Origin of the sequence: Paenibacillus sp. GCM10028914, from assembly GCF_042666275.1 — a bacterium.
GTDB lineage: Bacteria > Bacillota > Bacilli > Paenibacillales > Paenibacillaceae > Paenibacillus_AQ.
In genome coordinates this window covers 606,944-619,654 of sequence record NZ_JBHTFO010000017.1, presented here as the reverse complement: position 1 = coordinate 619,654, position 12,711 = coordinate 606,944, and the positions used below count along the sequence as shown (strand labels likewise).

At 43.5% G+C, this 12,711-nt stretch carries 13 protein-coding genes; 11 read left to right on the top strand and 2 right to left on the bottom strand.

Translation table 11 applies throughout. From position 1 onward, the window contains the following. The first annotated feature begins 38 nt into the window (after positions 1 to 38). The 10 genes from ACFQV5_RS20320 (at position 39) to ACFQV5_RS20275 (ending at position 10,700) form a co-directional block, all read left to right on the top strand. The gene (locus ACFQV5_RS20320) at positions 39 to 1,196 is read left to right on the top strand and encodes a P-loop NTPase family protein (protein ID WP_379249361.1); all 1,158 of its coding nucleotides are present in this window, start codon (positions 39 to 41) and stop codon (positions 1,194 to 1,196) included. Beyond that, positions 1,189 to 2,436, top strand: coding sequence for a TadA family conjugal transfer-associated ATPase (locus tag ACFQV5_RS20315; protein WP_379249359.1), 1,248 nt, complete (start codon positions 1,189 to 1,191; stop codon positions 2,434 to 2,436). Before ACFQV5_RS20320 ends, ACFQV5_RS20315 begins: the two co-directional genes overlap by 8 nt. 68 nt (positions 2,437 to 2,504) lie before the next feature. Further along, positions 2,505 to 3,269, top strand: coding sequence for a type II secretion system F family protein (locus ACFQV5_RS20310; protein ID WP_379249477.1), 765 nt, complete (start codon positions 2,505 to 2,507; stop codon positions 3,267 to 3,269). 15 nt (positions 3,270 to 3,284) lie between these two features. Next, positions 3,285 to 4,157 carry a type II secretion system F family protein gene (locus ACFQV5_RS20305; RefSeq protein ID WP_379249475.1) on the top strand — a complete coding sequence of 291 codons (873 nt, stop codon included), beginning with the start codon at positions 3,285 to 3,287 and terminating at the stop codon, positions 4,155 to 4,157. A gap of 42 nt (positions 4,158 to 4,199) precedes the next feature. Then, positions 4,200 to 4,370 (top strand): Flp1 family type IVb pilin, encoded by a 171-nt coding sequence (locus tag ACFQV5_RS20300; RefSeq protein ID WP_379249357.1) that lies wholly within the window; start codon positions 4,200 to 4,202, stop codon positions 4,368 to 4,370. Next, on the top strand, positions 4,348 to 5,037 hold the full coding sequence (locus ACFQV5_RS20295; protein WP_379249355.1) for a TadE/TadG family type IV pilus assembly protein: 690 nt from the start codon (positions 4,348 to 4,350) through the stop codon (positions 5,035 to 5,037). The genes ACFQV5_RS20300 and ACFQV5_RS20295 overlap by 23 nt, the downstream gene beginning before the upstream one ends. Continuing rightward, on the top strand, positions 5,034 to 7,253 hold the full coding sequence (locus ACFQV5_RS20290; protein WP_379249353.1) for a TadE/TadG family type IV pilus assembly protein: 2,220 nt from the start codon (positions 5,034 to 5,036) through the stop codon (positions 7,251 to 7,253). The genes ACFQV5_RS20295 and ACFQV5_RS20290 overlap by 4 nt, the downstream gene beginning before the upstream one ends. 19 nt (positions 7,254 to 7,272) lie before the next feature. Further along, positions 7,273 to 8,244: a TadE/TadG family type IV pilus assembly protein gene (locus ACFQV5_RS20285; RefSeq protein ID WP_379249473.1), complete on the top strand. Its 972-nt coding sequence runs from the start codon at positions 7,273 to 7,275 to the stop codon at positions 8,242 to 8,244. Positions 8,245 to 8,294: 50 nt separating this feature from the next. Further along, positions 8,295 to 8,807 carry an A24 family peptidase gene (locus ACFQV5_RS20280; protein WP_379249351.1) on the top strand — a complete coding sequence of 171 codons (513 nt, stop codon included), beginning with the start codon at positions 8,295 to 8,297 and terminating at the stop codon, positions 8,805 to 8,807. Between the two features lie 12 nt (positions 8,808 to 8,819). Next, entirely contained in the window at positions 8,820 to 10,700 is a 1,881-nt protein-coding gene (locus ACFQV5_RS20275; protein ID WP_379249349.1) for a DUF6382 domain-containing protein, read from the top strand. A 12-nt stretch (positions 10,701 to 10,712) separates the two neighbouring features. On the opposite strand, the gene ACFQV5_RS20270 is transcribed toward ACFQV5_RS20275, so the two are convergent. Then, complete coding sequence (locus ACFQV5_RS20270; RefSeq protein ID WP_379249347.1) at positions 10,713 to 11,087, bottom strand: hypothetical protein; 375 nt, start codon at positions 11,085 to 11,087, stop codon at positions 10,713 to 10,715. Positions 11,088 to 11,215: 128 nt separating this feature from the next. After that, a complete protein-coding gene (locus ACFQV5_RS20265; RefSeq protein ID WP_379249345.1) occupies positions 11,216 to 11,689 on the bottom strand; it encodes a DUF2621 domain-containing protein in 474 nt (157 codons plus the stop codon). Positions 11,690 to 11,958: 269 nt separating this feature from the next. On the opposite strand from ACFQV5_RS20265, the gene mscL reads away from it, so the two are divergent. Beyond that, positions 11,959 to 12,450: a large conductance mechanosensitive channel protein MscL gene (gene mscL, locus ACFQV5_RS20260; protein ID WP_379249344.1), complete on the top strand. Its 492-nt coding sequence runs from the start codon at positions 11,959 to 11,961 to the stop codon at positions 12,448 to 12,450. Positions 12,451 to 12,711: the final 261 nt, after the last annotated feature.

Genomic DNA, 12,711 nt, shown 5'->3' with positions numbered 1-12,711 from the left:
TTTTGCGTTGTCTTTATGAAAGAAGGGGTCTGCTGAACATGCTACCGGTCAGGATCGTACTGGCTGTACAGGATTCAGGGTATGTCGAACCAATGCTTAACTTTATACACGGAAGTGAATACGTGAAAAGAGTGCAGGTGACGGCATTCACCCGAATGGACGCATTATTACAGTATGGAGAAATACCGGATTTGATCGTAGGTGAAGTCGAAATGCTGGAAGCTTGGTTGACCGAAGGAAGATCATCTGTACCGTGGGTCGTCCTTAGTGAAGGGGAAGACAATTCAAACCTTATCGGTGATGGCCTGACTACGGCAAAATATCAGCCTTTGCCTCAATTGTTGGATCTATGGATTGCACAAACTAGGGGGAGTCGTGTAAGCAAGAATGATTCATACACCGGCAGTACTTTGATTACCGGGTTTGTATCGGTTCTTGGTGGGAGCGGGAGAACTACCGCATCTGTAAATATGGCGAAACAACTCGGTGTACTGGGCAGGAAGGTTTTTTATTTGAATTTAGAAACGGTGAATTCGACTGCTTTATTCCCTACTGGCAGGCGACGAGAAGATGGGGGCAGCTTTTCTAGGCTTCTTTATGAGATTAAATCATCACAGGAAACGACTGAAGGAACCGAGATCTCTCTAGCACAATATGTGATGCGGCATGATGGCTTGAAATGTGATGTGTTCGAGCCGAGCGATCATCTGCAAGAATTGATGGAAATGACGGCTGGTGATGTAGAGGTGTTAATTGATTTGATCTCCAAGAGTGGCCAGTACGATGTAGTTGTAATTGATACGGATAATCAGTCAGAGGAGCGGCTTCGTACTGTGATGGAGAAGAGCAATGTACTCTTGTGGGTTTTGCTGGATGATCTGATCAGTATGTATAAGACCGGTATGCGATTTGGACATATGGAGAGAAAGGAGCCTGTCTTGTTCGGACAGATCATGGGCAAGAGCAGATTTATCGTTAACCGGTTTACAGGAAGTCTTGCTAATCCGCTGCCTCATAAAGATATGAGGGTAGATGGCATGCTGCCTTATATTCCTTCTTGGAAGCAGCTACATCAGGAAGATTTGCTGCTATGCTCACCTATTTTTCAGCGGGATATATTGAAGCTTTGCAGCGAACTGCTCGGTGAAAGTGATTGGGGTGTTACGGAAAGCCGTGGGGGACGCGTGTATGGATGAGGAGATATTCATTTCTATACGAAATGAGGTACGGGCAGGTCTGGATATTACAGCGGCCGTTGGCAATCGTGAGTTGATGCAATATATCGAAGAGATTGTCTGGGCGCGCCGTGAGTTAACCGACTTGACTGCGGCTGCAAGACGTACGTTAGTGCGAAGAATTTATGATTCTTTTCGGGGCCTGGATGTGCTTCAGCCTCTAGTTGATAACCCTGCAATTACTGAGATTATGATCAACAGTCATAAGGATGTGTTCATTGAGCAAGAAGGTGAAGTGAAGCGTTTGCCGGTTCAATTTGAATCTCAGAGCAGACTTGAAGATATTATTCAGACCATTGTAGGCACAGTAAACCGGGTTGTGAATGAATCATCACCGATTGTTGATGCCCGTTTGAAGGATGGGTCTCGGGTCAATATCGTTCTTCCGCCTATTGCCTTAAAGGGACCTACGATGACAATCCGGAAATTTCCCGCGTCGCCTATGACAATGGAGAATTTGATATCAAGAGGAGCCTTAAATGAAGAAACTGCAGATCTATTACGGACATTGGTGATTGGAAAGTACAACATTTTTATCAGTGGAGGAACGGGTTCAGGAAAGACGACCTTCTTAAATGCATTGTCTCAGTTCATTCCTGCGGATGAGAGGGTCATTACCATTGAAGATTCCGCTGAACTAAAGATTGTAACGGTACCTAATCTCGTCTCACTGGAGACGAGAAATGCGAATACAGAAGGACGCGGTGAAATATCCATTCGTGATCTGATTCGCTCTTCCCTTCGGATGAGGCCTAACCGAATTGTAGTTGGGGAGGTGCGGGGGAGTGAAGCGCTGGATATGCTGCAGGCGATGAATACCGGTCATGATGGTTCTCTATCGACAGGTCATGCCAACAGTACACGAGATATGATCAGTCGCTTGGAGACAATGGTGTTGAGCGGGGCAGATCTACCAGTCTCGGTGGTCAGACAGCAGATTAGCTCGGCGATTGATATTTTTGTGCATCTCTCCAGACTTCGTGACAGATCCCGCCGTATTACTGAAATCAGTGAAGTGATTGGGATGGACGGAGAACAGGTCATGATTAATCCGCTGTACCGTTTTCGAGAATCGGGAGAAGTTGAAGGACGCGTAATGGGAGAACTCGAGCCATGCGGTAACCCATTGATGAATGTAGACAAGTTAAGCATGGCGGGAATTACCTTCTGGCCTCTTCAGAATAAAGAGGTGGTGAGATGAAAGCAGCCGGACAAATGAGAGTCGTTTCTGAAGTCAATAAGGGCAGAGATGCAACTGCATCACCAGCTATGAAATCACGGAATAGTAAACTTCCAGATTACCGTGAGTATAACCTATCCAAAGGACAACGCGTTGGATGCATCGCTTTCGGTGGACTACTATTCTTCGTGATGGGATACCTGTTTTATCAGAATGTATTTTTATCACTCATCCTGTCGTTCGGGGGCTTAATCATACCTCGATTTTGGCGTCGTCATCTGCTTGCCAGAAGAAGAGCGACACTTAATCTTCACTTTAAGCAGGCGCTCTATTCTCTATCTTCCTCATTGTCAGCAGGACATTCGGTAGAGAATGGATTTCGAGATGCAGTGGATGATTTGCTGATGCTGGACCCCGGTGCTCAGAATGATTTGATATTTGAATTAAGGGTAATCGTTTCGAGATTGGAGTATGGTGAGCCTATCGAATCAGCACTTCAAGACTTTTCTCGAAGAGCGGGTATGGAGGATATAACGAACTTTGCGGATGTGTTTACAACTTGTAAAAGAACAGGTGGAGATCTTGTTGAAGTCATTCGTAGGACATCCTCTGTTATTGGAGAAAAGCTAGATATTCAGCAGGAAATATCAGTCATGATTGCCCAGAAGAAATTTGAATCCAAAGCATTACTTGTATCACCATTCTTGCTGTTGTTATTTATGAACCTGACTGCTTCGGATTATATGAAGCCCATGCATAGCAGTGCAGCCGGATTATTGATCTCCACGTTTGCGCTCTTCGTTCTTAGCGGTTGTTTTTGGTGGATCACGAAAATGATGAACATTAAGGTGTAGGAGGTGATGAGAGTGTTGTTGTCATGGCTGTGTGGTGCTCTACTGATTCTGCTGGTGGGAGGATGGGTGGTGCTGAATCTAAGAAGTAGAGGGCGATATCGGCATTTCAGCAGGCTGCCTATGGAGGGGCTTCGCCTAAAGAAACTAACACCTCCATTGTTGTTCATTCTGGAACAGAGCAAGATGACTACTCGGGCGCCGATACTTTTCTTTCGGATACAAAGATCGGTCCAGAAGATTTATGGTCTTCGCCACAGTGCGGAGATGAGTCTGATGTTTATGGCAGAGTGCCTTGCATACAGTTGGTTGATTCTGATTGGCGGCTGTATTTTTTCGTTAGGTACAAGCGATCCGATTGGTGTGATGGGAGGGGCCTTTTTGAGCATACTCCTTCCGGCTTCCATGGTGAAAGATCTCAGCAAAAAAGTGTTGCTCCGTGATCAAGATATCGTGATGGAACTTCCCGAGTTACTGAACAAGATGATCTTGCTTGTCGGTGCCGGCGAGAATGTTCAAAAAGCAATTGTTCATTGTGTGGGACGTAAATCAGAGGATAAGCATCCATTATATGTTGAGCTAAGAAAAATGGTCGGCGACTGGGAAGGAGGTCACTCCTTTCAGCAGGCATTTGAGCAATTCAGTAAACGATGTGCGTTGCAAGAAGTGTCAATTTTTACAACCACCGTACTGCTGAACTTCAGGCGTGGTGGGAATGATTTTGTTCTTGCACTCCGAGATCTGTCTCGTGTGCTGTGGGAGAAGCGGAAAGCTATTGCTCGTACAAGAGGGGAGCAAGCTTCCTCTAAATTGGTATTTCCGATGGTCGTTATTTTTATGGTAGTAATTGTTCTGGTCGGTGCACCTGCATTTATGATGATGAATATGTAGAAGGGTTTGGTGATAAGAATGATGTCTATTTTTCGTAATCAGATGAAGTCTTTTTGGAAGGACGAGCAAGGGATCGGAACGCTTGAAATGATCCTCATTATTGTGGTTATTTTGATTATTGCACTCTTTTTCAAAGACGAGCTATTCAAGTTGGTTAAAAAACTATTTTCAAATATCAACACTAGATCTGATGAATTCATTCAATCGAAGTAGACGCCGTTTTTGGAAGAGCAACGAGGGGAACTTCACCATTGAAGCTTCTTTTGTTCTGCCCATCGTACTGCTGGTAACAGCGCTGCTTCTGTTCCTTTGCCTGTATGTATATCAAAAATCCTTTCTTGTGCAGGCCTCTTCTGCTGCTTCGGAACGTTCGGCCTTTATATGGGACAACAGCCATAAGAATGCGGTAAATGGAGAGATAGCAGAAGGACAATATGATTCACTTTATTGGAGGCTGACAGAGGATCAATTACTCGGTTCCTTGTTTAGTTTAGGAAGTAAGAGCTCCGCGCGGACAATTTCGATTCCTGGCGGAGCGCAGAATGGTGAACTGGCAGATGTGAAATTGGCAAAAGGGGCAGAATCTGTACCCGAAGGAATGAGGGGAGAAATGATGTATGACAATAAGGTTATTTTACGACAAGTGAGCACGGAATTGTCTTGGCCTATATCGATAACTCCCCTAGCTAAGGTGATGTCTGGTGGATCAGATCTTCAGGTTAAATCTCGATCTATCGTGGTTGATCCGGTTGAATTTATTCGAACCATTGAACTGATGCGGTACTATGGTTCTAAGTTCAAAGGAATAGGAGGAAGCCGAACCGATCCTGGAACGGCTTCTGAAGTTCTACAGATGTATGGAGGTAGTCGATCGCGATGAAGCAGCGCAGTAGAAAGAATAAGCTTAACTTAGCGAAATCGGAAGGATCTGTCTCTATTTTTCTGATTATTGCGTTGTCGATGGTGTTTATGTTCGTAGCGGTCTTTATTGATTATTCAAGAATTGCAGCTATGAAGGTTCAGAGTGAGCGTTTGGCCCGTGCTGCTGTCAGGTCCGTCATGTCCTCTTATGATCCACAGCTTCAGCAAGATTATGGTCTGTATGCGTTCGGAGAGAGCAGCGGGGACTATATTATGGGGAAGATGCTCAATAACAGTTTGAGCCTTGGAGAAAGAGGAGACGCCTTTCACTTGCTTCCCATGAAACTTGATAGTTCGGGTCTTTCCCTTGAACGCCCTATCGGTAGGTATGATATTTTCAATCGTCAGATTAGTGAAGACATGAAATACAAAGCGCCAATTGATTTCACATTAGAGCTTGTGAACAAATTTAAGCCATTGTCTCAGTCGATGAAAGAGGCTTCGAATACAGTGGATGTTTTAAAGAAGCTTAGGAAGCTATATGACAAGCGGGAAGATGCACTGAATGAGATGATTGCGAAGCAACGGAAAGCAGGAGAAAGCGCAAATGTATTGCCGAGATTGATCATGAATCCACCAGGATCATCTATAACGGATACTACGTTAGGAGGAGGCGTTGATACCGCTGCCGAGGCAGCTGCCCAGTATAACGATTATCTCATTAAATCTCAAGAGGATGCATTACGCCCCTTAGAAGAGGACAAATTGTATACATTTCTCATTGCAGCCTATTTAAATGGTGTTTCCTCTGTAACTTCAGATTTGGATAGCAGGATTAGAAAGATACATCGAGAGCAAGTGAAGTTACTAAAAGAAGCAGATGAATTGCTGGAAGAAGCAAAAGCTATCAATGAAGAGATGAAACAGGTTATTAAGGATGCAGAAACCCGTTCGGTAGCGGAAGGGTATGATCAAGTAACCAATAACAAAACGCCAGGGTCAGATGATTCTAGTGCCGGGGATGCGGACATGATTCAGTCGATAGGCCGTCAAGCAGAAAAGCTCATACATACAGATGACTTGTTGAATGAGCTCAAAGGAGAAGTTACCACACAACAAAATCGCTGGTTATCAGTTGAGAGTCGGGTGTCTAACTTAGTTGCGTCTATGGGTGGAGCAGGTATGAAAGATGCTACCATTAACGCCAGTAATGCTGTGCAGGACTATCTAGGGAAATATGGAGTGTCCGGAAGTGAAAACATACCTGATCGAGAGCTTGCTATGTTGGAACAGTTTCGTTCTTCGGATAAAGAGCGAAAAGATACGGAGAAGAAGGCACAGCTCAAACTGAAGGAAGCTACTAAAGTTATTGAGGCTTTAAGTGGGTCAAATCCGCAAAATCAGGAGATATTGAAGCAGTTCCGGGAGCTTCAGCAATATTACGACGAAAGCATATCATTTAATAACGGACAGGTTGCTTCGATTGAAGGTAGGGCTTTAGCGAAGGATCCTTACGATGCAGGGAAATCTTCGATGGAAGAGATGGATAGTGTCTACGGTTCGATGGGGAATATCCTGACTGGAGTAAGGGATGAACTTTTTCAGAATGAATATGCGGTTCATTATTTTCAGCATTTTGATATCACCCAATTACAAGAGGTCGTGAAAGATCCTGCATCCGCTAAGGACTTAAGTGATGAGTTTACTGTCAGTAAACAGGAGGTTGAATACATACTATACGGATTTCATAATCCGGCAGGCAATATCGCAGCAGCCTATGGTGAAATATTTGCTTCAAGGCTTGCGATCCGGACGATGGAAGGTTTTGTGGTGAACAGTAAAATGGGTAATCCTTTACTTATATTGGCGGCAGCTATTTTGTACGGAATTGAGAAGGCGATAGAAGACATGATTCAGCTGTGCCAAACAGGCTCAATCCAATTATCAAAATACGTTCCCGTAGACATCTCTTACAGAGATCATTTGCGAATGTTTCTGTTTGTCCATAGCAATAATGACAAGAAAATGTCTCGTATGCTGGCATTAATCCGGTTTAATACAGGAGTGAATCCGATCGATCGAGGGACCTACGCGTCCGGAGAGATTGTTACAGAAATGCGATTGTGGTTCTTGCCTGGGATTACGAAAGCGATTGGATCGGCTTTTGGCAATGGCACTGATCAAGTGGAGGGGAACCGTTACCTGATAACTCGTAAAGCTGATTTTTCTTATTAGGAGTTTATCTATGAAACAGATGATCTGTATGAAGATGATTAGAAGGCAAAAAGCGACTGAATCTGAACACGGTAGTATGGTGGTTGAGGCGTCAATTGTTCTACCGATGTTTATGTTTTTTGTTATTTTTCTCATTTATATCGTTCAAATGACGCTCATTTCTACAGCTTTACAATCCACAGTATCAGATACCGTAAAAACCGTTACTTCACATATTTATCCAGTTTCGATTACTATTAATAAGGGGAGCGCTAGTAGTGAGGCCCCAAGTGAAGGAACCCAAACTTCACATTGGGAGATACCTAAGTTATCTCTTCGTGACTGGGCTTCACAGTATAGTTCTTCCCTCCCTTCACCTTTGAATCAATGGATAATGGAAGCTGCCACCGCTGGCGATGAACCTCTGCAGCAGCTTAAGAACCAGACAGCTGAGGCGGTGCTTGATCCTGTGATCAAACCGATCTTAAAGCCGTTCATGCCTGAAGGTTTGCTTGATTTCGACCGAATACATGTATCCAATGTTTTTATTCCAAATTTAAAGAGCGGGCAAAACCCGTATTTCGGGATAGAGGTCAGTTACGAACTGCCGATTAAGGTACCCTTCCTGAATAAGAAGATCGTACTGCAGGCTAAATCACAGGAACGGCTCTGGATTGGAGACACAGGTGAGGGTGGAGGCAGTGGGTCAAGTGGAGAAGGGCAGGATAGCAGCATCGAGCTGTTGGAGAAACCAGACCCAGCAGTTGCAAGTAAAAAGGCGAAGGTTAAGGTGAAGATGGAGCCGGGAGCGTCTGCTCAATTGTCTGTCTATTACAAAACCGGAAAAAGCACAGCAAAGTATTTAGGTTGGAAGACGGCGGATGAGAATGGTTATATCGAATGGGAATGGAATGTGGGCTTTAATACAACACCAGGAACGTGGCCATTTATTATCGAAACTGAAGATGGAGAACGGATGGAAGTGATGTTTACGGTCGTTGAGAGACAGTAAGGTGTACCCATGCATGTAAAGTTTAAAGATGTAAAGAAGGAGACAGATCAATGGATTTTGCTTACGCGATATGTGCGATCTATTTGACTACAGCATTTTTTACCGATGTGCGGCACATGAAAATTCCCAATCTACTGACGATGCCTGCGATTGTAATTGGCTTGATTTATCATGCGGCAACTAGCGGATGGGAAGGAGTTGTTTTTTCAATTAAAGGGATAGTCGGCGGATTTATTGTTGTATTAATCATGTATTTTATAGGTGCAGTCGGAGCGGGAGATGTGAAATTATTCGGTGGTATTGGAGCATGGTGCGGACTTTGGTTTACACTTCAGGCCATTGTTTATTCTGTGCTGTTCGCAGGACTTATTGGTTTATTTATATTAATGTGGCGGCGAGAAACATTTAAAAGACTGAGGAAGATGATTGGGAATGTTGCAGGGGTGTTTATATTCAGAAGTCTAACGCCTTGGAAAAACAGTAAAGAAGATCATTTGCGCTTTCCTTTTATGATCGCCGTTCTGCCCGGTATGATCTATACCTATATGAATTATCAATTGTAGGAGGGATGAGGATTGTTCGGGTTGACAAGGGATTTTGTAGAGCAGGGAGGGACCTTTATGGTTCTCGATCGGCCGGAGGGATTGACGTCTAGCCATCTTAGCCAGGTTCAGCTGGGTATGATTCGCTCCTCCCGCATTCCCTGTTTTTTACCTTTGCATACAAAGGAACTGGATTTTCGAGTTACGCTCCAATATAACATAACGGGTAAAAGAATGTTGTCTCAAGCGCTTAGAGGTGAGAAGCTGACGCTTACTGAATTTTATGGACTGCTGCTTCAGGTGACTACAGTCTTGAGTGATTGTTCAATGTATATGCTACGGCCGACGCAGTATATTTTGGATGAGGAATATATGTTTATCGACGGTCCTCTTCATTCAGGGAAGTTATATCTGACATATGTACCGCTAGATAAGATGGAGTCTGAACCAGAAACCGTAAAATCTGCGTTTAAAGATTTTCTGACTCGGCTTGTATCCTCAGTATCCGAACTGAGAGGAAATGGAATACAGAGTTTGATGAGTTATTGCAATGAAGAGGAGTTTAATCTGTCCGGATTAAAACGTCTGCTTATTGAATTATTGGCAGGTGAGGGGAATTATGAGCACCACTTACAAGAACAATCTTCAGGAGTGATGACAGGCTCAATGTCCTCAAAATCCACTGACAACACTCTACATGCTCTTGGTGTTAGAGATAATGCATCAGTTCTCCCGATTCGTACAAGAGTCGCGGAAGTTTCGGCAGAGCCCATGGGAAGGGTGTCACCGCACATACATCAAGGGAGCTCTCGGATCTCTGATGCAGGGTCACCCATCCAAACAAAAAGTACAGAAGCGAAGCATATACGTCATAATCATAATCAGGCCTCTGCAAGAAATGAACGGAGTACCATTGACTCAGGAAGCCCAGACCGCATTTCTGCAAGATCGCTATTTCCATCAAGGAATCAATCCGAGTGGGAGCTATCCTCCGATGAGGTGCTAGAAGAGAAGAACGTCCCATCCTCCGTTAGAACCTATTGGATATTGGGAGGCCTGCTTGGAACAGCCGCGGTGTGGCGATTTCTTTATATGAATAACCCTAGCCGTATCATGCTGTTGATTTCCATCTTAGGCACGGTTGTACTATGGGCAGTATCTCTATTGGGTTGGCAGGGGAAGATTGGAAGAGTGTCAGATGAGGAAGATCATTATTCGGAGAATCTACCTATGTTTGAATCGGGTGAACTAGGTGACGCTGGAGGACGGGAACACAGATCATTTCGGTTTAAGGTGGATAAATTGACCGGATGGTTTGATGGAAAATCCAAGGATAGAGTGCCTGATGAGGACCTTTCTGCGAATGAAGATTGGAGATGGAGGGAATCTTCACCGTCACCTTCTAATAAAGAAATACCTTCTAGAGATCTATTAGCAGATCTACTCAACAATAATATGGAGAAAGAAATCGTAGCGTCTTCGGATGATTATTATGATCAATTGCCACAACGAACTGACATGTTGTCCTTCTCTGGTGATGAAGGGACGGTTCTTCTCCAGGCCAAGACTATGGTGTCTAAGGAAGAAGAAAGGGGGGCTTCCTCACAACCGTATGCGTTTTTGGAAGTCGTTAGTTCGGATAACGGCAGAGATGAACGGGTAGAGCTCCATCAGCCGCATTTTATAATTGGCCGTTCAGCAGAGGTATCTCAGTATGTTACTCAAGCAGTTGGAACCTCACGAGCGCATGTGGAGCTCTATCGGAGCGCTGGAGGGTATATGATCAAAGATCTGGGCTCCAAGAACGGAACGATTTTGAAAGGTGAACGAATGGTGCCTTATAAAGAATATCTACTGCAAGAAGGAGATACCTTTCTTATTGCGGGAGGTAAGTATACTTTTCGTGCTTCCTGATACATATCTAACTTATTCTTTATAATAATTTACAAGTTCATCAGAATCCGTTGTTTCCAAAACGATCTCATCTTTTTCGAATAGCGTGATTTGAGGGAAATCCACCAAATCATAAATTTTCTGATAATTATATGTTTGATCCTCTCGAATGTTAATAAATGAAACATTGGTAATGGGTTTATCGATCTTTAGGTCATTATTAATATAATCTATATTTTTCTGTAATGATTCAATAAAGGAATCTTCTAATGATTTATTTGTAAAGACTACAACCGTGACATCGTTTCTTTGATTTTTCAATAAATATTGTGTCGCTTTCTCGGTGTTGTTTTCACCACAACCCGAAACTAAAATAATCATCATCAAAAAAACAATAATTTTTTTCATGTGTTTTTTCTCCTTAGCGATGAAAGAGACTGCTATTAAGCAGTCTCTTTTTGTTGACGTATAGGATACTTTTGAAGTCCTGAAGCCACTGGACTTACATGTTCATAGATTAGAGAACGAATATAATGTTACTTATTAATCAAATGCTGATAAGGCGTATAGTCGATGCCTTTTTTGTGAAGAAAGGTCATAAGGAATTTATAATCGCGTTTCGGTGTTGCTACAATGTATCCCTTGATACAGTGATCCCTTGTGACTTCGCTTGCGCCAGACTCTACGGCGATTTTACCGATTTCGGCTGCGATCGAGTGCTTGGCGATGTCTCGAAATGGACCCGGTACGGGCATAACAAGCTCACCTAGGAATGACTTGGAATCCTCAGTCCAGAGCGGACGGCTTCGTTCAACCCAATAATTCTGCCAGTCCAGCTTGGACTTGCCATCTGCCTTTGGCAGTACTTTAAGAAATTTGCGGAACATGAAGAATCCGCCGATGCACATCAGCCCAAGCATGACCCATCCCCAAAATGCAATGGTGTTCATGAACCATGACGGGGGTGCGCTGGTCGTTAACGTCCTTAGGACGGCCGCAGTGTTCAGCATCTTTATCTCACCTCTATGATTTATCTCACACGATTCTTTTAGGAGAATTATAACCCAATTATACATATATTTCGAGGGCGCAGGCAAAATTATCCTAATGCGGTAAGGGAGTTCGAAACTCTCTTCTTACAGGAATCTCTCCTGAATGCTCGAATTCATAAAGGAGGGCTTGAAGCTGGTTAATAGCTGCCGATATAATGTGTAGGGAGAAATGATAGGTTTCGGAAATAAGGCTTAAAATCAATGTATTCATATGAAGGGGGATTCCATTGAAAGGGTTTATTAATGAATTCAAAGAATTTGCAGTACGGGGGAACGTCATTGATCTGGCTGTCGGGGTCATCATCGGGGGTGCCTTCGGTAAGATTGTCACTTCCATCGTCAATGATATTATCATGCCACCAATTGGGGTATTGCTTGGCGGTGTAGACTTTAAGGATCTCATTATTAAGCTAAAGCCAGATATGCGTATGCCGGATGGCAGCGAGATCACGACTTTAGCGGATGCCAATGCTGTCGGTGCACCAGTTATCGCTATCGGACAGTTCGTAAACTCGGTTATCGATTTTGTGATTGTTGCATTCTGTATTTTTATGCTTGTTAAGGGGATCAACTGGTTGAAGAGAAAAGAACATGAGAAGCCAGAACCTGAGAAGACCACGAAGGAATGTCCTTATTGTCTCTCTGAAATTCCAGTTGCAGCTACTCGTTGCTCCCAGTGTACTTCAATGCTGGATGAACCGGAGGCAGTGCGACCATAGCGGTGGAGCAGTAGCGTTTTCTCGTAACCTTTGGCTTTAATCCGGTTCTTCATAAAGGTTCCGAATTCATATAACTACTAAATCATCGATACGAATTATTTTAGGATATCATCTAAATATGATTTAGATGATTATCATAACGAACCATATAAACGAAACAAACCTTACTGAATTTATAGGTAAGGTTTGTTTTTATCTCATCTCGCCTAGATTTATTTGCTCAATCACGCTAAAATAGGTTGATAATTGTTGAAAGAGGGG